The sequence below is a fragment of the Emticicia aquatica genome, from assembly GCF_923079645.1.
In the GTDB taxonomy this organism is placed as follows: Bacteria; Bacteroidota; Bacteroidia; order Cytophagales; family Spirosomataceae; genus Emticicia; species Emticicia aquatica.
This window is the reverse complement of sequence record NZ_CAKLPY010000002.1, coordinates 499,377-520,077: the sequence shown is the minus strand read 5'-3', so window position 1 is coordinate 520,077 and position 20,701 is coordinate 499,377. Positions and strand designations below refer to the sequence as shown.

General features: G+C 34.5%; 23 protein-coding genes. 15 read left to right on the top strand and 8 right to left on the bottom strand.

Features of this window, described 5'->3' with window-relative positions:
• Nucleotides 1-149 precede the first annotated feature (149 nt).
• Both MJQ71_RS11895 and MJQ71_RS11890 read left to right on the top strand, forming a co-directional pair.
• Nucleotides 150-932, top strand: a complete 783-nt coding sequence (locus MJQ71_RS11895; protein WP_238806841.1) for an enoyl-CoA hydratase/isomerase family protein — start codon at nt 150-152, stop codon at nt 930-932.
• A 104-nt stretch (nt 933-1,036) separates the two neighbouring features.
• Nucleotides 1,037-1,885: an RHS repeat domain-containing protein gene (locus tag MJQ71_RS11890; RefSeq protein WP_238806840.1), complete on the top strand. Its 849-nt coding sequence runs from the start codon at nt 1,037-1,039 to the stop codon at nt 1,883-1,885.
• 62 nt (nt 1,886-1,947) lie between these two features.
• Here MJQ71_RS11890 and MJQ71_RS11885 read toward each other — a convergent pair whose 3' ends face one another.
• Nucleotides 1,948-2,421 carry a flavin reductase family protein gene (locus MJQ71_RS11885; RefSeq protein ID WP_238806839.1) on the bottom strand — a complete coding sequence of 158 codons (474 nt, stop codon included), beginning with the start codon at nt 2,419-2,421 and terminating at the stop codon, nt 1,948-1,950.
• A 162-nt stretch (nt 2,422-2,583) separates the two neighbouring features.
• Here MJQ71_RS11885 and MJQ71_RS11880 point away from each other — a divergent pair, with 162 nt between their 5' ends.
• Nucleotides 2,584-2,943, top strand: coding sequence for a DoxX-related protein (locus MJQ71_RS11880; protein ID WP_238806838.1), 360 nt, complete (start codon nt 2,584-2,586; stop codon nt 2,941-2,943).
• 180 nt (nt 2,944-3,123) lie between these two features.
• A complete protein-coding gene (locus MJQ71_RS11875) occupies nt 3,124-3,498 on the top strand; it encodes a DoxX-related protein (protein ID WP_238806837.1) in 375 nt (124 codons plus the stop codon).
• Nucleotides 3,499-3,572: 74 nt separating this feature from the next.
• On the opposite strand, the gene MJQ71_RS11870 is transcribed toward MJQ71_RS11875, so the two are convergent.
• From MJQ71_RS11870 to MJQ71_RS11855, 4 genes are all read right to left on the bottom strand, one after another.
• A complete protein-coding gene (locus MJQ71_RS11870; RefSeq protein WP_238806836.1) occupies nt 3,573-4,400 on the bottom strand; it encodes a DUF4097 family beta strand repeat-containing protein in 828 nt (275 codons plus the stop codon).
• 78 nt (nt 4,401-4,478) lie between these two features.
• Nucleotides 4,479-5,339: a DUF4097 family beta strand repeat-containing protein gene (locus MJQ71_RS11865; protein WP_238806835.1), complete on the bottom strand. Its 861-nt coding sequence runs from the start codon at nt 5,337-5,339 to the stop codon at nt 4,479-4,481.
• A 38-nt stretch (nt 5,340-5,377) separates the two neighbouring features.
• Nucleotides 5,378-6,136 (bottom strand): HEAT repeat domain-containing protein, encoded by a 759-nt coding sequence (locus MJQ71_RS11860; protein ID WP_238806834.1) that lies wholly within the window; start codon nt 6,134-6,136, stop codon nt 5,378-5,380.
• On the bottom strand, nt 6,120-6,656 hold the full coding sequence (locus MJQ71_RS11855) for an RNA polymerase sigma factor (protein ID WP_238807844.1): 537 nt from the start codon (nt 6,654-6,656) through the stop codon (nt 6,120-6,122). Before MJQ71_RS11855 ends, MJQ71_RS11860 begins: the two co-directional genes overlap by 17 nt.
• A gap of 212 nt (nt 6,657-6,868) precedes the next feature.
• On the opposite strand from MJQ71_RS11855, the gene MJQ71_RS11850 reads away from it, so the two are divergent.
• Nucleotides 6,869-7,807 carry a hydrogen peroxide-inducible genes activator gene (locus MJQ71_RS11850; RefSeq protein ID WP_238806833.1) on the top strand — a complete coding sequence of 313 codons (939 nt, stop codon included), beginning with the start codon at nt 6,869-6,871 and terminating at the stop codon, nt 7,805-7,807.
• Nucleotides 7,808-7,886: 79 nt separating this feature from the next.
• Here MJQ71_RS11850 and MJQ71_RS11845 read toward each other — a convergent pair whose 3' ends face one another.
• Complete coding sequence (locus MJQ71_RS11845; protein ID WP_238806832.1) at nt 7,887-8,873, bottom strand: ribonucleotide-diphosphate reductase subunit beta; 987 nt, start codon at nt 8,871-8,873, stop codon at nt 7,887-7,889.
• A gap of 279 nt (nt 8,874-9,152) precedes the next feature.
• Here MJQ71_RS11845 and MJQ71_RS11840 point away from each other — a divergent pair, with 279 nt between their 5' ends.
• The 5 genes from MJQ71_RS11840 (at nt 9,153) to MJQ71_RS11820 (ending at nt 13,972) form a co-directional block, all read left to right on the top strand.
• On the top strand, nt 9,153-10,301 hold the full coding sequence (locus tag MJQ71_RS11840; protein ID WP_238806831.1) for a serine hydrolase domain-containing protein: 1,149 nt from the start codon (nt 9,153-9,155) through the stop codon (nt 10,299-10,301).
• A 19-nt stretch (nt 10,302-10,320) separates the two neighbouring features.
• On the top strand, nt 10,321-11,121 hold the full coding sequence (locus MJQ71_RS11835; RefSeq protein WP_238806830.1) for a M48 family metalloprotease: 801 nt from the start codon (nt 10,321-10,323) through the stop codon (nt 11,119-11,121).
• A gap of 137 nt (nt 11,122-11,258) precedes the next feature.
• Nucleotides 11,259-12,320 carry an arsenosugar biosynthesis radical SAM (seleno)protein ArsS gene (gene arsS, locus MJQ71_RS11830; protein WP_238806829.1) on the top strand — a complete coding sequence of 354 codons (1,062 nt, stop codon included), beginning with the start codon at nt 11,259-11,261 and terminating at the stop codon, nt 12,318-12,320.
• Between the two features lie 56 nt (nt 12,321-12,376).
• Nucleotides 12,377-13,348: an arsenosugar biosynthesis arsenite methyltransferase ArsM gene (gene arsM / locus MJQ71_RS11825; RefSeq protein ID WP_238806828.1), complete on the top strand. Its 972-nt coding sequence runs from the start codon at nt 12,377-12,379 to the stop codon at nt 13,346-13,348.
• 99 nt (nt 13,349-13,447) lie between these two features.
• Nucleotides 13,448-13,972 (top strand): CvpA family protein, encoded by a 525-nt coding sequence (locus tag MJQ71_RS11820; protein ID WP_238806827.1) that lies wholly within the window; start codon nt 13,448-13,450, stop codon nt 13,970-13,972.
• 69 nt (nt 13,973-14,041) lie between these two features.
• On the opposite strand, the gene MJQ71_RS11815 is transcribed toward MJQ71_RS11820, so the two are convergent.
• Nucleotides 14,042-16,654, bottom strand: a complete 2,613-nt coding sequence (locus MJQ71_RS11815) for a TonB-dependent receptor (protein ID WP_238806826.1) — start codon at nt 16,652-16,654, stop codon at nt 14,042-14,044.
• Between the two features lie 432 nt (nt 16,655-17,086).
• On the opposite strand from MJQ71_RS11815, the gene MJQ71_RS11810 reads away from it, so the two are divergent.
• The 5 genes from MJQ71_RS11810 to MJQ71_RS11790 all read left to right on the top strand — a co-directional run bounded on the left by MJQ71_RS11810 (nt 17,087) and on the right by MJQ71_RS11790 (nt 19,771).
• Nucleotides 17,087-17,410 carry a metalloregulator ArsR/SmtB family transcription factor gene (locus MJQ71_RS11810; RefSeq protein WP_238806825.1) on the top strand — a complete coding sequence of 108 codons (324 nt, stop codon included), beginning with the start codon at nt 17,087-17,089 and terminating at the stop codon, nt 17,408-17,410.
• Between the two features lie 5 nt (nt 17,411-17,415).
• The gene (locus MJQ71_RS11805) at nt 17,416-17,880 is read left to right on the top strand and encodes an SRPBCC family protein (protein WP_238806824.1); all 465 of its coding nucleotides are present in this window, start codon (nt 17,416-17,418) and stop codon (nt 17,878-17,880) included.
• Nucleotides 17,881-18,459 (top strand): YdeI/OmpD-associated family protein, encoded by a 579-nt coding sequence (locus tag MJQ71_RS11800; RefSeq protein ID WP_238806823.1) that lies wholly within the window; start codon nt 17,881-17,883, stop codon nt 18,457-18,459.
• Between the two features lie 87 nt (nt 18,460-18,546).
• A complete protein-coding gene (locus MJQ71_RS11795; protein WP_238806822.1) occupies nt 18,547-19,098 on the top strand; it encodes a DUF4256 domain-containing protein in 552 nt (183 codons plus the stop codon).
• Between the two features lie 43 nt (nt 19,099-19,141).
• Entirely contained in the window at nt 19,142-19,771 is a 630-nt protein-coding gene (locus tag MJQ71_RS11790; protein ID WP_238806821.1) for an ankyrin repeat domain-containing protein, read from the top strand.
• 19 nt (nt 19,772-19,790) lie between these two features.
• Here the strand turns inward: MJQ71_RS11790 and MJQ71_RS11785 are convergent, their stop codons facing one another.
• Complete coding sequence (locus MJQ71_RS11785) at nt 19,791-20,639, bottom strand: winged helix-turn-helix domain-containing protein (protein WP_238806820.1); 849 nt, start codon at nt 20,637-20,639, stop codon at nt 19,791-19,793.
• Nucleotides 20,640-20,701 lie beyond the last annotated feature (62 nt).

Genomic DNA, 20,701 nt, shown 5'->3' with positions numbered 1-20,701 from the left:
GTTTTCAGAATCAATTCAAATATATTTTGTGTAAAAATGTTTTATTAACTCATTTTCCTTCTCAACTTTGTGGGAGTTTTCTAAATATTTTTTTATAAATACTTTGAAAAATGCAATTTTAAATAATCATAAAATATTGATAATCAATTATGTACGAAAATATTATCTTAAATATCTCCGAAGGCACAGCAACTATTACGCTTAATCGCCCACAGGTTTATAATGCTTTGAGTACTGCATTAATTAATGAAATTACATCAGCAGTTGAGGCTGCCTCAATTGATAGCTCAGTACGAGTAATTATACTGACTGGTGTAGGCGATAAAGCATTTTGTTCGGGGGCGGATTTGAAATCTGGTATGAATGGAGATATGACGTCATTGGGCGATTCATTAAGAAAAAATTATAACCCAATGATAGCCGCAATCAGAAATGCAGAAAAACCTGTTATCTGCAGAATGAATGGTGTTGCTGCTGGAGCTGGAATGTCACTCGCTTTGGCTTGTGATTTAATTATTGCAAACAAAGATGCTTATATGAGCGAACTTTTCGTAGGTATTGGTTTAATGCCCGATGCTGGGTCTATGTTTTTTTTGCCAAGAATTGTAGGTATGCAAAAGGCATTTGAACTTTGTAGTACAGGACGAAAAATATTCATGGAGGAAGCATTGGCTTTAGGCTTGGTGAATAAAACCGTTGCTTATGAAACCTTGGATGATGCCGTTGGTGAATTAGTGAATTATTACAAAACAGCTCCAACTAAGGCAATCGGAATGATGAAAAAGGTTTTAAATCAATCTTTTAATAGTTCTATTGAAGATATTTTGGAACAAGAAGCTCAACACCAAGATTTACTCGGAAAAACGCATGATTTTGCAGAAGGCGTGATGTCTTTTTTACAAAAACGTAAACCTGCATTTAAAGGCATTTAACGACTAAAAAATGGCGATTTAGTTACAAAAATCTAGAAATTTACAAAATCAATGTTTTTTATGTAATTTTGCTGCACATAACTAATCCTAAAACTCATTTACAAATGAAAAAAACACTGCTGCTGACAATTATAACTTTTTCTCTAATCACGCTTTGGTCTTGTGAAGAGGATAATCTCATTAATGGAGCAACTGGAAATACCAATACGACTACCCCAATAATACCAGCCGTTACTACTAAATGTTACTTAAAAGAACAGGCGTTAACTGAAGATGGCGAAAATTATAGTAGTAAATATAGCTATAACACTAAAAATCAATTAATAAATATTAATAATGACGGGGCTATTTCGACGTATGATTATGATGGAAATAATCGCGTAACTAAGCTTACAGTTGTTGATGGTGAAGGAATAGAGACTTTGATTTATGACTACGATTCAAAAGGATATTTAGCCAATATCAAGTATTCGTCTAAAAACACGCCATTAACCATGTTTATTGATGAATATAAGATTTCAACCAATTCGAGCGGACAAATTACACAAGTTAAGGCCATTACAGAAGATATGAACATAGATTTTCTTTTGGAATATGACTCAAAAAGTAACCTGAAAAAATTGATTGCCAGTGCAGACGGGCAAAATTTGACATTGATAGAAAACCGTACATTTGACGATAAAACCAATGCATTTGCAAACGCTGGTTTAGGCAAGATTCACCTTCCTTTTGTATTAGTTGGAGCTTTTTTTGGCGAAAACCTTTCGTATTTCTTGAATACAAATAATATATTAACTGATACTGGCATTTCATTTTTTAGTGAAGACCCTACTTCTAGAACTTATAAATATGAGTATTCAAAAGATGGTTTACCTTCAAAAATGAGTTTTATAAGAACCGAAAGAACTGATAAGTATGAAGGAAGTAGTACTTTCACTTATGATTGTAAATGATTTTAAACTCTTGCTGAGTTAGTTTTAAAAAAAGACCTTCAAGTTTATTTGAATGTCTTTTTTTATCCTCTTACCAATCCCTTTTCACGCAAAAAATGATTTGTCATTACCTCTTTATTTGGGTTTAAAACTACTTGTTTTAATACTTCACAAACAAAAACCTCGTGGTCGCCTCCATCTGTAGCGTGCAAAACTTTACATTGAATGTATCCAATCGACTCAGTCAAAAATGGGCAATTCCTTTCGTCTAATTCATATTTCAAATTTTTAAATTTATTGGTTTCTTTGCCACTTTTTCTACCTAATTTATTGATTAGGCTTGTTTGGTCTTGAGCTAATAAATTCACATTCAATATCATTGATTTTTTTATGAGTTCAATCGTGTAATCAACTTTATAAAGTGCTACGCAAAGCATTTTACCGCCCATAGCTATTTGCATAACCCATGTTGCAATGTTTGCATTCATGTTTTCGCCATAAATAGTTGTAATAGAATGAACGTCGTAATTTTTATATTTTAATACTGACTTCGGCATATTTTCTTCTTTCTTTTTCTAACCAAACATCCATTCTATCTATTTGTTTAATCAACCAATTATTTATTGAAAAATAAGTTGCATTTTATTTGTATTTATCCAATATAAAAATTAACTTTTCAAAGAAATTGATACCTTTTTTAACCTAAACATTTTAATAATATGAATACTATCGTAAAATATGGACATTTTTTAATTGCCATACCGATTGCGGTTTTCGGTATGTTTCATTTTTTGATTGCTAAAAATATGGTTGGGATGGTTCCAAGTTGGTTGCCTGGAGGTGTTTTTTGGGTATATTTTACTGGAATTGCTCACCTTTCGGCTGCAGTGGCCATTATTATTGGTAAATACACACGCTTAGCAGCTACCTTATTAGGCTTAATGCTCATTATTTTTGCATTGACTGTTTATTTACCCAAAGTAACCGAAGGCGACCAAATGGCCATGTTTCAAGTCTTAAAAGACCTTGTTATGGCAGGCGGTTGTTGGGTTTATGCCAATACCCAACCAAAAGAATAAATTTTCAAAAGAAGTCCAAATGTTGCTTTCTAATCGTTTAGGAGGATATTTGGGCTTCTTTTTTTACGAATGTATGTATCTACATAAAATATTTTCACACTTAAACTTGCATTTATCCAATATTAAATTTAATATTACAATGAAATTATTAAACCCTAAACCTAAAACCTAATCAAACTCATGGAAGCAGTAATCACTCCGCTTACTAAAATCGGTCGTTTTCTTTTGGCTGTGCCGGTAGCCATTTTTGGAATTTTTCATTTTATGAATGCAGACGGAATGGCAGCTATGGTGCCAGTTCCTGGTGGTGTTATTTGGGTATATGTTACTGGAATTGCACTTTTGGCTGCTGCTGGTGCAATTATCGTACAAAAAAAGGCCCGTTTAGCTGCCGCTTTATTAGCTATTTTATTATTGGTGTTTGTACTAACAGTTCATTTACCAGGAGTGATGGCTGGTGGTGATGGTGCTCAAATGTCAATGATGGGATTATTAAAAGACCTTGCAATTGCAGGAGGTGCGTTAGTTTATGCTGGAACGCAACCCAAAGAATAATTTTTGCACCTACCCTAAACTACAACCCTATACACCCAGTCGAATGACTGGGTGTTTTTTGTTTGAACAATTAATTATTTGTTTTTACGAATAAAAATATCGCCTTGCATGGTTTTCATCATTATTTCGGCACCACCGCCATTGATTTTACCATTCGTCCATTCGTCTTTCTTGATTTTATAAAGGCCCTTTTCCTTATCGATCGAATGATTAACTTTTATAGGAGTTTTATCAATCTCAATGTCAAAATCGCTGTAAACTTCGCCCATGTCCGACTTTAGTTTTATATTCGATTTAATTGTTGCAGGAAATGTAATATCAACATTGCCGTTGAGGGTTGTAAAAGCCATTGGCGTATTAGGAGTAACTTCTGTAAAATTGACAATGATTGACTCATTAATTGTATTTGCAACTACCGATCCCGCAACATTTTTCATCCGAATATCTCCATTAATGTTTGATACTTCAAGATTTCCACTCACGTTTTCTACCCAAATATCACCATCATTGATAGTACTGAGTTTTATTGACGTTTTACGAGGAACTTTTATTGTCAGATTGATTTTCATGTTTACTTTATCCGTACTTACATTGATGGTATTGTTTTTTTCTCGTGCAATGATTTCATAACCATCGTTTGTCGAGATTTTTTTCATGCCATCAGCACGGTCTTTACTATTTTTTTTGTCATTTCTTTCATCAGAAATGGCATCAATTATCATATCTTTACCATCATAACCTATAACTTTTATTGAACCTGTGATGATACTCACATTTAATTTCCCTTCTTTGCTTGGGTCGGTTAATGGAACCGTTAACTGCTCTCTTTCTTGACATTTTGCATGGAAAGGTATTATCAACAGGAGCATAAAGGCCGCGAAAATTGCTTGATTTGATTTCATTTTATTAGTTGTTTATATTGCCGTTTTAGCAATTTGTATTTAATATATTCTCTTTATTTTTAATAGTAAAATCAACGATTATGATTGTTTTTTGATATAAATATTGCCGTTAAAGGTTTCAAATTTTAGGTTTTTTCCTCCATTTCCAATCCGAATGGTACTTCCTTTGCTGAGTTTGTATGTGGTACCTTTACTATCTTCTTTCGTTGTTTTAAAAACTTTTGCTGGTAATTTTTCTACATTTTCAAAATCAGTAAAAAAATCTCCTTGAAAACTTTCAAATTCACAATCTGCCGAAAAATTAGCTGGATATGAAATTTTCAAATCACCATTTAATGTATAATATTTTGCATTATTAGGTGGTAAAGTCGTATAATTTATTGTTACATCGCCATTAATTGTATGAATTTCATTGGCATTTTGAGCATTTTTTACCGTAATTTTCCCATTGATGTTATCCACTTTCATTAAGCCACTTACATCAGACACTTCAATATCTCCATCATTGATGGTTGAAACTTCCAAATTCATAGATTTAGGGACTTTTATGGTATAATTAAGGGTATAATTGTATTGAATCTTTCGATGGTCATTATTCCATTTGCCACGATTTCTATTTGGGCGAGAATCTAACGGCTCTGCGATGTAAGCAATCAAACTATCGGGTTTTTGCTCAAAAACGAGTTTAAATTCTTTTTTCCCTTCTTCTACAATCTCATTTGTTTTTCCCGAAATTGTTTTAACCACTTCAATCAAAACCTTATTTCCATCATAACCTTCGACTTTTATAAAGCCATCAATATTATAAACGGCCAAAACGCTTTTGGGTGAAACTATAAATTCTTTTTGTACTTTTTCGATAAAAATGGGTTCTTGAGCAGCAACTTTTGTGCATGACAATACCATTCCCGATAAAATCGGAATCATTAGCTTTTTCATAATTTTGTGTTGTTTTTGTTTAAAATTTTGATTTTTGACTACGAAAGTACCTTAATCGTTTTTTCGATTTTTCCCTTGACAGCCTCGTTGAGATTCTCTTTTTGGAGCAATTTCTTAAATTGTTTCACTGAGCGTTTTTCTTGTAACTTTACCATCGCATCAGCTAAAGCTACTTGCATCAAAGGCGATTCTTGCTTTAAAAGTGACTGAACCAGACCTTCTCTTACTTTCGGATTATTGGCTAACTGAATGAGTGCTTCAAGTGTAACGAGCCTGACATTTTCGTTTTGGTCAAAGTTTAAAGTAGTAAGTAAGGCATCAATAACTTGGTCGTCAACGTTGTTCAATTCTTGTGTATAACTAACCGCTTTTAGACGTTCAGTTGCCATCGGATTTTCGAGCATAGAAAGCATCATAATTTGCTTCATTTCCTGTACTTCTGAGGCTAATTTCTTGACATCTGCTTGACTATTAATGGCTTGGTTGTTAGAAAATTTGCCAATCATATTTCCCGAAAAATAGCCAATTAAACTACCAATACTTATTAAAACCATCGCATAAGCCCAATTATAGGCAGGTTTATAAGTGAAAATGCTTTTCAAATAATGCAAGCTTTGTTCAAATACCGTTGTTTTTTGAGATTCAACCTCATTGATATAGGTGTCGAGCATAGCATAAAAACGGGTTTTTACTTCAGTACTCGGAGGCGGTGTTACAATTTTACCAAGTGCTTCCCAAAGTTGTTTTTCGTCATCATCAAAATGAGCATTGATGTTATCTTTATTGTCTTGTTCCATCTTCGAGTTTCAAATAAATATGTTTTAATTCTTTCATTGCTCTATGCACTTTCACTTTGATATTTCCTTCTGAGGTTTGTAAAATTTCGGCAATTTCTTGGTACGATAATTCTTGAAAACGACTCAAAACTAATACTTCTCGGTGGTCGGAACTTAACTTTGCTAAAGCTGTATGAAGCATTTCAATTGCTTGGCTTTTTTCGAGCTGAATATCTGCTGCAGGCGTCGAAACTGTTTTTTCGCTCATCAAAGTTACATCTGCTTGATATACCATTCGATGATTTTTCCTGATTGAATCATTCAGAACATTGCGAGCCAAATGATACATCCAAGTTCTGAACTCACCATTGCCTAAAAACGTATGCCGATATTTGAGCATTCTATAAAAAACGGTTTGAACCAAATCTTCACTTTGAGCTGCTTGCCCCGTCGAATGGTAAAGAAATGCAAACAAAACCCGATGGTAACGCTCAAAGAGTAAGCCCATTTTGTCTAATTGTCCCGCTTTTACGCCGAGCATCAAGGTATTGTCGGTGAGTGCTTCCAAACTAAAAATTAAGTGTTTTTGGTTATTTGAAAGTGAAAACTTAACAAAAATAGAAAGGTTACAGAAATATTGAAGATTTTTATTTGGCCAGCCCAAACTAAATATTATTAGTTAAATTAAAGTGATATTGATTGAGTTTACATAGATAATTTCTATATTGTTACAGATTAAAGTTAATTAATTAAATGAACCTTCAACAATTAGAATATATCGTGGCGGTTGATAAATACCGACATTTTCTGAAAGCTGCCAATAATTGTTGCGTAACGCAAGCAACGTTGAGCATGATGATAAAAAAACTCGAAGAAGAGTTAGGTATCGTTATTTTCGACCGAAGTAAACAACCTGTTATTCCAACTGAAACAGGAAAGGAAATTATTGCACAAGCTCAAGTTATTTTGAGAGAAACGTCGTATTTGAGGCAACTAGCCAACGATACTAAATTGGAAGTAAAAGGTCAAATCAGAATTGGTATAATTCCGACGCTTGCTCCATATTTATTGCCTTTATTTTTGTACAATTTACTGAAAAATAATCCGCAACTAAAAGTAAGAATTAGCGAGTTGAACACGAATCAAATTACTGAGCAACTAGCAAAAGATTTATTGGATGTTGGGATATTGGCAACGCCAATCAATGTAGATGGTATCAAAGAATATCCGTTGTTTTATGAAAAATTGGTTGTTTTTGTTTCTGATAAAGAAACGACACTGAAGAAAAAGTTTATTTTGCCAGAAGATATTGATGTTAACCGACTTTGGTTGCTGGAAGAAGGACATTGTTTGCGTTCTCAAATGGTGAATTTATGCGAGTTACGCAAGAAAAATACTGATTTTGGCAATTTAGAATATGAAGCTGGAAGCATAGAATCTTTGCTCAAAATTGTAGAAATGAATGAAGGAATAACGGTTATACCTGAGTTGGCGGTGATTAATTTCGACGCAAAACAAAAAAAACAGATACGAGAGTTTAAAGCTCCCGTACCTGTACGTGAAATAAGTTTGGTTACCTACCGCCATTTCGTAAAAACTAAACTGCTCGAAGTCCTTGCCCAAGAAATAAAAACAGGAATTGAGACTTTTATTTCACCGCAAAATGAAAAACAATTTGTAGTGGAAATATGAGGAAGATAGATAGAGATTTGAATTAACAAAAACGGCTAGCAAATCACTGATTTACTAGCCGTTTTTGTAACCAAATAAATTAAAACTCTTCATCCAAAGAGAATGCCATATCGCTTTTTTGTGACATAACACCTGATTTTTGGTATTCTCCAACTCTTTTTTCAAAGAAATTAGTTTTGCCTTGCAGCGAAATCATATCCATGAAATCGAATGGATTGGTAGCATTATACGTTTTGTCCAAACCAAGTGACTCTAATAAGTGGTCAGCTACAAATTCAATGTATTGACACATTAGTTCGGCGTTCATACCAATCAATGAAACTGGCAAAGCGTCAGTTACGAACTCTTTTTCGATCTCAACAGCATCACGAACTAAATTATAGACCTTTTCAGCAGGATATTTATTTTGGATATATTGTGTATAAAGTAAACAGGCAAAATCTCGGTGTAAACCTTCATCACGAGAAATAAGCTCATTTGAAAATGTTAAACCTGGCATTAAACCACGTTTTTTCATCCAAAAAATTGAACAAAAAGAACCCGAAAAGAAGATGCCTTCTACAACGGCAAAAGCTAACAAACGGTCGATAAAATTTCCGTTATCAATCCATTTTAATGCCCAATCGGCTTTTTTCTTTACACACGGAATGTGGTCGATGGCATTTAGCATTCTATCACGCTCAACTGGGTCTTTTATATAAGTATCAATCAGCAATGAATAGGTTTCTGAATGAATATTTTCCATCATAATCTGGAAACCGTAGAAACATTTTGCTTCAGCAAATTGAATGCGAGAAATGAAATTTACTGCTAAGTTTTCATTAACAATACCGTCAGAAGCTGCAAAGAAAGCCAATACGTGCGAAATGAAATGACGTTCACCATCATTCAAATTTTTCCAATCTTGCAAATCAGGCGAGAGGTCGATTTCTTCAGCAGTCCAAAAGGATGCTTCATGTTTTTTATAAAATTCCCAAATGTCATCATGTTTAATGGGAAAAAGTACAAAGCGAGTTTTGTCTTCAATAAGAAGCGGCTCAACTTGTAATAGGTCAGCGTCGGTCATTGGAGTTTTTGTTTGGGGATTAGTAAATCCGTCTTTTAATAAATTCTATGGTACTTATTGGAGTTCAAAATCGTAAATCAAATATATAAAATTAAACAAAAATTAACAATGATTGGTTTTAAAAATTAAGTAAATAAATCTTAAAAGGTTGATAATCAAGTAAATGTTTTTTTTATAATTTAGAAGAAATATTTTGTCAAAATACCTATAATTTATAGTAACTTTATCAAGTTTTTATACTAAAAAACACCCACTATTTTAACCCTAAAAAAAGCTATTATGTTTAAAAAATCAGTTATCGGAACTTCAGTAGTTTTGGTTGCATTTGTCGGCATTTTATTCATACCGCCATTCGACCATATTCGTAATTTTATTGCATGGGGGAAACACTCCATTTTTGATTTTAGAACGCATCCAACTCGTTTGATTGAGAATGGTAATGCCCCACAAATGTGGCCACAAGATTCGCTTTACAACAAAATAGCTATTCCAGATTCGCTTTTGGCACAAATTGATTCCAATAATACGCATGCTTTTTTAGTGATTCAGAATGGTAAATTACTCTATGAAAAATATTACGATGGTTATACAAAAGACAGTATTAGTGGGTCATTTTCTGCTGCAAAAAGTATTATTTCAATGCTTGTGGGTATTGGCTTGGGCGAAGGAAAAATAAAGTCGTTGGATGAGCCAGTTGGCAATTATGTAGCACATTTTAAAGAAGGAAATTTAGCCAAAATACGAATTAAAGATTTACTCACAATGAGTTCGGGAACAAATTATTTGGAAGGTGACAAAAGTTATACAGGACTCGCCGCCAAGCTTTATTATGCTGATGATGAAGAATATGTAGTAAACTTAATGGAAGCCAAAGAGCCAGCGGGCGTAAATTGGGAATATCGAAGCGGAGATACGCAAGTATTAGGTTTAGTAGTAGAAAAAGCTTTCGGAAAGAGTATTTCAGCATTGACTTCTACTTATTTTATGCAACCAATGGGTGCCGAAAATGATGCAAAATGGTTACTTGATGGAGATAAAAAACACGAGAAAGCATTTTGTTGCTTCAATGGCGTTGCCCGTGATTATGCCCGTTTTGGTGAATTAATGCTCAGTAATGGCAAATGGAAAGGCAAACAACTTGTTCCAGAAGATTACATGAAAGCGGCAACATCGCCAGCTAGTTACCTAAAAGACCCAACCGAAGGGGGGAAATCGGTAGATTTTTATGGTTATCAATTTTGGTTAGTTAATCACAGAGGCATGGCTGTTCCGTCAATGAATGGTCTTTTTGGACAGTACGTATATGCTATTCGAGAAAAAAATGCTATAATTGTGCGTTTGGGAGAAACTAAAGTTGTGAAATATGTTCACCATTATCAACCCGAAAACTTTACATATATTGATGCTGCCATGTCAATCTTGAAATAACCGATTTAACTTTATATTTATGCAATCATCTGGCTTTAAATTTAGAATACTCATTGGGCTTGTAATGGGTATAGTGGCTCTTATTAGTTATTATAGTAAAAATCAGGTAAACCCAATTACGGGCGAAAAACAACACATCGACCTTACGCCACAGCAAGAAGTTACCATGGGTTTGCAAAGTGCTCCTCAAATGGCACAAGAATATGGCGGAGTTTATAACGATAATGAAGTACAACAGCAAGCAAAGGCTGTTGGTTATAAACTTGTCAAACAAGTAGATGATGAGGCTAAAGCCAAAGGTGTGTCGATTCCTTATCAATTTGATTTCCATGTTTTGGCAGATGACCAAACTGTAAATGCATTTGCTCTTCCTGGTGGACAAATTTTTATTACAGTTGGACTTTTGAAAAGATTAAAATCAGAAGACCAATTGGCTGGCGTTCTTGGGCATGAAGTAGGACATGTAATCCATCGCCATTCGGCTCAACAAATGGCAAAATCCGACTTTTATCAAGGATTGGTTGGTGCGGTAGCAACTGCTACTTCCGACGGAACAAATATGGGTGGTGGACAAATTGCTCAATATGTGGCTCAAATTCAAGAAATGAAATTTGGCCGCCTTGATGAATTACAATCCGATGAGTTTGGAGTAAAATATATGATTCAAGCAGGTTATGACCCTAATGCAATGATTGAAGTAATGCAAATTTTGGAACAAGCAAGCGGAGGGCAGCAACAAGATGAATTTATGAGTACTCACCCAAGTCCACAAAATCGAATTGCTAAAATAAAAGAACATATAGCCAAATATAGTAAATAAGCGTATTTTAATAAAAAAAGAGAAAAACATATAGGTTACGATGCACGTTAACTTATAAAATGTTTTTCTCTTTTTGTTTTACTAAACTTAAATGCCCATATTTTCGTATATAATAGTACGAATAAATGTAAAACCGCATGAATCCAGTGAAAAGTTTGAAGGCTCAAAAAAGCCAATTAGGAGAATCGGCTTTCCAATTAAAAGTACTTAACGACCAAGAACTTTTAGGCCAAGAACTTCCATTATTCAAAGAAAAACTAGCAGAAATAAACTTATTTCCATTTAAACCTACAAAACTTGATGTTTTTCAGATAAATGTGGGCAAAATGTGTAACCAAGTTTGTAAACATTGCCATGTGGATGCAGGCCCCGACCGTAAGGAAATTATGACGCGTGAGACCATGCAACACTGCATTGATGTCCTGAAAAAATATAAATTTTCAACACTTGATTTGACAGGCGGAGCTCCCGAAATGAACAATGATTTTCGATGGTTTATTGAGGAAATACGTAAAGTTGACGAAAAAATAAAGATTATTGTTCGGTGTAATTTGACGATTATTTTAGCAAATCCCAAATACAACGATTTACCTGATTTTTTCAAGAAATATTCAATTGAAGTAGTGTCTTCATTGCCAGCAACGAGTGCTTCTCGTACCGATTCACAAAGAGGTGATGGTGTTTTTGAAGATTCCATCAAAGCTCTTCAAATGCTCAATTCGGTAGGTTATGGAATAGAAGGAACGGGCCTTATGCTTAATTTGGTTTATAATCCTGCGGGTGCTTTTTTGCCAGCGGGTCAGGCAGGTTTAGAAAAGGAATTTAAGCGAGTTTTAACAACTAAATTCGGTATTTCATTCAATTCATTATTTGCAATTACCAATATTCCAATCAGTCGTTATCTTGATTATTTGCTTGTAAGTGGCAATTATGCCGCTTATATGGATAAATTAGTGATGGCATATAATCCTGTGGCGGCAGCAAATGTTATGTGCCGTAATACACTCTCAATTGGTTGGGATGGCTATCTTTATGATTGTGATTTTAATCAAATGTTAGATTTAAAAGTATCTTCAAAAGCAAACCACATCAGCCAATTTGATTATGATGAATTGAGTAATCGCTCAATCATAGTCAACCAACATTGTTATGGTTGTACGGCAGGAGCGGGGAGTTCTTGCGGAGGCGAAGTAGCGTAATTTTATTGATTATCAACAAGTTATTAGTTTTGTTTTAATTCACTGAAAAATATTAGATGGAAAGTTACTTAGAAACAACGATTGACGTTTATAAACAAGCTGCCGAAAAACCCGATATTGGTTTGTGTTGCACAACTACTCCCGTGTGGGCATTGCCAGGCCTAAATATGCCTAAAATCATGCTTGAAATGAACTATGGTTGTGGAAGCACCGTTAATCCTCGTGATTTGGTGAATGACCCAACGGTACTTTATGTTGGTATTGGTGGTGGGATGGAATTACTTCAATTTTCTTATTTTAGTCGAAAAAAAGGTGGAGTTATTGGGGTTGATATTGTTGATGAAATGTTGGCGGCTTGCAAAGAAAACATGGAAGAAGCCCAAGTTATCAATGGTTGGTTTGAAAAAGATTTCATTGATATTCGGAAAGGAAATGCTCTTGCGTTGCCTGTGGAAGATGAAAGTGTTGATATTGCAGCTCAAAACTGTCTTTTTAATATTTTCAAAGCAGAAGATTTGAAAAAAGCCTTAGAGGAAATGTATCGTGTGTTGAAGCCACGTGGTAAACTCGTGATGTCAGACCCAACTTGCGAGCAACCAATGTCAGAGGAACTTCGCAATGATGAACGTCTCCGTGCATTATGTTTAACGGGTTCAATACCATTGAAAGATTATATTAAAATGATAACGGATGTTGGTTTTGGAACTGTTGAGGTACGTGCCAAACGAGCCTACCGCATTCTTTCACCGAATCATTATCCAACGAAAGAATTAATTTTCATCGAATCAGTAGAAGTTTGTGCAATCAAAGACCCAATCCCTTCCGACGGCCCATGTGTATTTACTGGTAAAACTGCTATTTACTATGGTAATGAAAATTATTTTGATGATAACAAAGGGCATATTCTCTTGCCCAATCAACCATTAGCGGTTTGTGATAAAACAGCGGGAGTTTTGGCAAAACTAGGTCGTGACGATATTTATATCTCCGATTCGACTTGGTTTTATGACGGTGGTGGTTGCTGCTAATGTTTTTTGATTTTCCTGATGGGCAGTTTTTATAAATTGCCCATTTTTTATGCCTTTTCTGAGTAGAATTGTACCTTTGTCAAAAGAAATATCATTTTTATGAACGTGCTTGACTTAGTTTTTATTCTTCCGCTGCTTTATGGAGCTTTTAATGGTTACCGAAAAGGACTATTTATTGAAATTATTGGTGTAATTGCCTTTGTAATTGCGATTGTGATTGGTTTTAAATTTTTAGGTTATGGCATGAATCTGATTGCACCAGCCATTGGCGAAAATCTAGCTAATCGCTTTTTGCCTTATTTGAGTTTTACGGTTATTTTTTTCCCTACAATATTCTTAATAAATAAGTTGGGATGGATGCTCCGTCGGGCATTACGTTTCACCATTTTAGGAACAATTGATGGTTTTGCAGGAGCTTTAGTTGGAATTTTTACTTGGCTTTTCGGAATCAGCACTTTTCTGTGGTTAATGTCGAGTATTGATATTAATATTCCTAAAAAATTAACGGATGAATCGCTTACTTATCCAGTTGTTAAAAAAGTAGCTCCGACCGTTATTTCAAAAGTTTCGGACTGGATTCCTACGGGAGGAAATATGATAAAAAAATTGACGGAGGATAAATAAAAAACAAGAGACGCAAAATTTGCGTCTCTTGAAAAACAATTACAAAACACTGTTTCGTAAAAAATATTCTTACTGCATTTGCATACCGTTTTGCATTCCTTCTTGTTGGCTTTTTGTGTTTTGACGTTTAAATAACGACATATCCATTTTACCAAAACGATAAGAGAAATTTACTCGAATCATTTGTGGGTTGGTCAATCTCGAATAGTTTTGAGTAAAGCCAATTCCTTCTGAATACTGCACCGCATATCGGCTTCTGAAAATATCATTTACACTCAATGTCAAGGAAGCGGCATCTTTCAAGAATGTCTTTTTTATGGCAAAATCAACGCTGTAAAATGGTTTGATATAACCTTGCGAAGCACTTTGTACTTGGTTCATCGGAGGACCAAAGTTTTGTCCACCACTATTAATTGGCAAATTGGTTTTACTTTGGTAATCGGCTGAAAGTTGAATAGTAAATTTTTTAGGTAATTTAAAGTTATTATTCAGCTTTCCGAACATACTCCAAAGAGCTGGCGTTGAGGCAATTTCAATATTTGAAACATTGATTCTTGAATTATAAAAATTTACATTGGCCGTTAAATCCCACCATTTTTTAGGCTTCGTGATTCCTGTCAATTCAAAACCATAATTGTTGCTCGAATTGGCATTGATATACGTATTTATCAAGTCTGTTTTACCACTAATTTGATTGATTTCCTGACCCAAATATCTAGTTATCAAGTTATCGGTATATTTATAATAAACCGAGCCAATGAAAGTATTTACACCTTTGGCTTTTGTATAAGAAATTTCAGACGAATACGTAAATTCAGGTACCAAATTAGCGTTTCCTTTCGTGATATTAAGGCTATCTGTATAATCAACAAATGGAATCAATTGGAAAAAATTCGGACGATTAATTCTACGAGTTAAACTCATCTGAATTTGTTGATTTTTCTTTAAATCTTTACTTAAAAATACCGAAGGGAAAAGGCTAATTGGGAATTTATTGTTAAAATCTTCATTAGTATTTAGCAATTTGCCATTGTATTTTGAACTTTCTGCTCGCAAACCAACCTTATAGGAAAACACTTTTTTATAGGCTCCAGCCACCGAAATGTAAGCGGCATACACATCATTTTTTGATTGATAATTTGTCGTTGCTGAATTAATGACTTTAAAATCATTTGCTCCTAAAGCCTTAATTGAGTTTTCATTAATATTTTTGATATTATTGATTTGAGCTCTCAAACCCATTTCAAGCGAACCTTTATTGCCGAAAGGTCTTACATAATCAGTTTGAATCGTCAAGAAATTATTATTACCATTCGATAAGTTTTTCTGAATTTGTGAGCCGTAAATTGTGTTGGCATCGCCATAATAATTGGTTGTAAATAAGCCTGAACCATCATTTTTACCTCCGAAATAATTCAAATCGGCTGTTAATTCTTCGCCAGACTTAGTAAAGTTATGTTTTAAACCCAATTGCATTCCTTTCATTCTGAACTCTCTATCACTGGCAGAAATACGGTTGCTATAACTGCTCACCGAACCACGCAAAGTATTGATGTCAATGTTTTCGCTTGGATTAAATTTACCTTGTCCAATAATTCCTGCCGCTGAAAGTGTCGTGCGGTTGGTAACAAAATAATCTAAACCTAATCTTGTAAAAAAAAATCCACCTTTCATTCTGCTATCAACATCTTGGTTAATCGTTGATTTTAAGCCATCTACATCGCTAAAACGGTCACTTTCGCCAAGAGTTTTGCTTCTCATTTGGTTTGTCATTGCCATTGCCGAAAGATTGATTTTATTTTGGCGTACATTGAAATTGGCCATTACGTTGCCGCCGCCCAATTTATCTGCACCAGCGTTTACCATACCGTTATAGCCAGTTTTTTTGTTTTTCTTTAAAACTAAGTTTAAAATTCCAGCATTTCCACCCGAAGCATCATATTTGGCCGATGGATTGGTAATTACTTCTACTTTTTCGATGGCATCTGCAGGAATTTGGTCAAGCGAGAGTGTAGTTGGACGACCGTCAATAAATATTTGTGGCGAAGCATTACGGAGTTTTACATTGCCATCAATATCAACTTGTAGCGAAGGTACATTTTTCATAATGTCAACAGCCGTACCGCCTGCCGTAACGATGTTTTTTTCAACATTGAAAACTTTTTTGTCAATATCCGATTCAAAAAGAGCTTTTGTTGCTGTTACGGTTACAGCTTGCAAAATTTGATTGTCTTCATAAAACTTGATATTTCCTAAGTCTTTATCAACACCACCAAGTAAATTTTTAAGCATTTTCATTTGCTCGGCAGGGTCATTTTCTGCTTTTGGATTAGGTTTTCCATTCATCATCAATTGAAAAGCAACAGGCATTTCGATTGTTTTATAACCAACTGATGAAATTTTGAGTTTATGTTTACCAAAAATCGGTAGTTCATCAAAACTAAATTCGCCATTCGCTTTCGTAACTGTACCTTTTAGTAAAACATCTTTGTTTTGTTTGGTTGCGGGGTCTGGTTTGTTGGTCAATAAAACCACCGAAACAAACTCTAAAGGTTTACCCAAACTATCTACAATCTTTCCGTAAACATGACCGATGTTGGCTTGTTGAGCACTCATACCGGGCATTTGGCTAAACGAGCTAAACGATACGGTAAGGAACATTAAAAGTAGTAACTTTTTCATCATTATTGGATTTGAAAATTATTATTGTCTTATTTTTAGACAATATTCGGAATTATAATTTTTCCAAGAATATGAAATATGATAAATGGACATATCTTTCGGGCGAGTGGTAAAATTGAGAGGAGGAGATTAGAGGTATTGCCGAAAAATAAATACAAGGGTTTGATTAATTATTGGGTTGATAGTTTTAGAAATTGTATACTAAGGTTATATTTTAAATCTTTAAGAAAACCAATTACGGATTTTGAGAATGTCTGAACTTTAGACAATACTTTAGAGAAATACAATAATTAGCAAAAAAATGAATAGTATTACTAAAGTTAATGTAATAAGTAAAGTGATATTTGAATCGAAAAGCCTTTTTCAAAAAAATAAAAAATAAATTGCGTAGCTAAATAACTACACATATATTTGTAGTCAAATAACTACATAATGAATTTAAGACGAGACGTATTTCAAGCCATTGCTGACCCTACTCGTAGAGCAATACTACTCATGGTTGCATCGCAATCAATGACTGCGGGTGCAATAGCTGCCAATTTCGATACCGCACGACCAACGGTTTCAAAACATTTACAGATTCTGACTGAGTGCGAATTACTTAAACAAGAGCAAAACGGTCGAGAAATTTACTACCATGTCAATGCAAATAAAATGGAAGAAGTAGCAGACTTTGTTGAGCAATTCGGTAAAATGTGGGATGAAAGATTCAATAAATTGGAGGCTATCATGCAGGCACACAAAACCAAAGAATAGCTTTTATGGAACAGAAAACAAAAATCAAAGCAGAGGATGGCAAACAAGATTTGGTGATTAAGAGAGAATTTAGTTTGCCCGTTGAGTTGCTTTTTAGGGCATACGTAGAACCCGAAATTATTGAACAATGGATGGGAACGAAGGTGTTAAAACTTGAAAATAAAAGGCATGGTTGTTGGCAATTTGAAACAACAGACCCAAAAGGAAACAAACACTGTTTTAACGGTGTTATTCACGAATTTTATCCAAATCAGAAAATTACACGTACTTTTGAGATGGAAAACAGCCCTTTTCCTGTCCAACTCGAATTTTTGGAGTTTGAAAGACTCACTGATAACACCAGTAAACTAACCATGCAAATAGTTTATAAATCAGCTGAATTTCGGGACCAAATGCTCAAATTACCTTTTTCACAAGGTATTAATATGGCACATAATCGTATTCAAGAAATTGTAAACAAATTATTGTAAATGAACCCGAAAGTTGATTTCTTTTTTGAAAAAGCCAATAGATGGCAAGAAGCATACGAACAGTTGAGAATAATTGTGCTTGACTGTGGTCTGAACGAAGAATTAAAATGGGGTGTTCCGTGCTACACTTTTCAGAACAATAACGTAGTTTTGATTCATGGATTTAAAGAATATTGTGCGTTGCTGTTCCATAAAGGTGCTTTATTAAGCGATACCGAAGGAGTTTTAATTCAACAAACTGAAAATGTGCAGGCAGCACGACAGATTCGTTTTACGGATGTAAATCAAATTATAGAAATGAAGACGGCTTTGAGGAATTATATTTTTGAGGCCATTGAGGTTGAAAAAACTGGTTTAAAAGTTACTTTGAAAAACTCAACGGAGTTTAAAATCGCTGAAGAGTTTCAGTCGGTTTTAGACGAAATGCCTGAACTAAAAACCGCATTTTATGCCCTGACACCTGGCCGTCAACGAGCATATTTATTGCATTTTTCTGCACCAAAGCAGGCCAAAACACGAGCAGCAAGAGTGGAAAAATATATTCCACAAATTCTCAATGGAAAAGGTATAGATGATTAGAGCATTTACATAATTATTCAAAAAATATGGTATGGCTTTTCATTAAGACTTGCTATATTTTGCTAAAACAAACAAAAACTACATCAAATGAAATTATCAACAGAAGGCCAAGAGGAATTACTGAAGATATTAAAGACTCGTTTCGAGAAAAATATGAATCGCCATAAAGGCCTCGAATGGGCTAAAATACAGGCTAAACTTGAAACAAACGTAGCAAAACTATTATCGCTCGATGAAATGGAAAGTACTGGTGGTGAACCAGATGTGGTGGCTTATGATAACGAAACAGGTGAATATGTTTTTTTTGATTGCTCGGCTGAAAGTCCAAAAGGCCGCCGAAGTCTTTGTTATGACCTTGAAGCTTGGGAAGCAAGAAAAGAACATAAACCTGCCAATAATGTGCTGGATGTTGCTACTGAAATGGGGGTAGAATTGCTAACAGAAGAGCAGTATCGGCAATTACAGTCATTTGGAGAATTCGATACGAAAACGTCAAGTTGGATAAAAACGCCAGCCGATATAAGAAAGCTAGGTGGTGCTATCTTTGCCGATTTTCGTTATGGTAAAGTTTTCGTTTACCACAACGGTGCTGAATCTTATTATGCAGCAAGAGGTTTTCGTGGTTCTTTACGTGTGTAAATAAAGCCTTTGAATTGAAATAATAAACAAATAAATTTAAACCATGCAAATGTTACTCAAAAACAAAGATTACGAAGGTATTAGAAAAGCTCTTTCTGCAAATCCAAATCTTGCCAATGAGGGCGTACCGTATGACGAACTAAATACGACTAAAGCTCATCCGTTACACCGAATTGCTGATGGCGTATTTAACAAAAAATACACAGATGAAGAAGCCGTAGAAATGGCAAAGATTTTTTTGGAATTTGGTGCAAAAATTGATGGCAATGAGTTGATTGAAAAACAAGATTCTCCACTCGTTGCTGCCGCCAGCCTACACGCCGACCAACTTGCTATTTTTTATGTAGAGCATGGTGCAAACATCAATCATGCAGGATGCCACGGAGGCACGGCTTTGCATTGGGCGGCTTGGTGTGGAAGAGATAAACTTGTTAAGAAATTGGTGCAATCGGGAGCATTAATCGATAAATTATGTATAAATTTTAAATCAACGCCTCTTTTTTGGGCAATACATGGGTTAAAAAATGGTGGTAAAAATCCACAAAATTATCTGGAATGTGTCAAGATATTGTTACAGGCAGGAGCAGATAAAAGTATCCCCAATGTTGAAGGGAAAATACCTTTTGAGCTACTTAGCGAGGAAGATTTGGCTTTAAAAAGTTTATTAAGTTAAGATTTTATTTGTTCAAAAATTACTCAGTCACAAGTTTATAGCCTTTACTATGGCTATTAATTATTTGAAGTAATGGATCTTCATTTAACTTTTTACGTAACTTGGAAACAAGCACATCCAAACTTCTACTGGTGACAATTACGCCATCTTTTTCCCAAATTTCTTGTATCAAATAATCACGGTCAACTACTTCATTGAGCTGGGTATTTAGCAAAACCAGCAATTTGTTTTCATGTTTTGAAAGCTCAATTACTTCATTCTTGATTTTCAATTGGTTTTTTGTTGGAATAAATAAAAACTTGCCAATTTTAATAGTGTCAGGTTCGACACTCGCCGAAGTTGTTTTTTCGGAAGCATTATTTTTGATGAAATAAAACAAAAACAAGAAAAAAGGAAAAGTCAGAAACCAATAATAGGTGGTTTCAGCAGAATTTAAAAAATCAATCTGAATAATATAGCAGTCTTTTTGTTGTCTTCTGCCCAAACAGGGTTGCACGCTGTTGGTTTTTGAACTTACTTCATAACCAAAAATAACAGATTTCGACTCACAGTTTAATACATTTACCATGTAGTCTTTTTGTAAATTATACTTCTTTAAATGCTTGTCAATAATGGCAACCATTGTATCGGTTACAAACGTAAAAGAGCTTTGAAATTCTATCCGATAGCTATTTTCTTCTATTCTTTTGACAGGCAAAACCCTTGACGTCGAATCGTTTGCGTGCAACAGCAGCTGATGTCCAATATCTCGGAGAACAATCTCGGTGTGTTTTTCGGTATAGCTATCGTTCTTTCCAGAAAAAGTCCATGCCGAAAACCCGCACATAACGGTTGCTAAAATTAATAATATGTATTGTCTTCTTTTCATTTTCGACTGCAATTTATCTCAAAAAGACCAATATTAAATATGTTTTGCAAAGGATTTACACT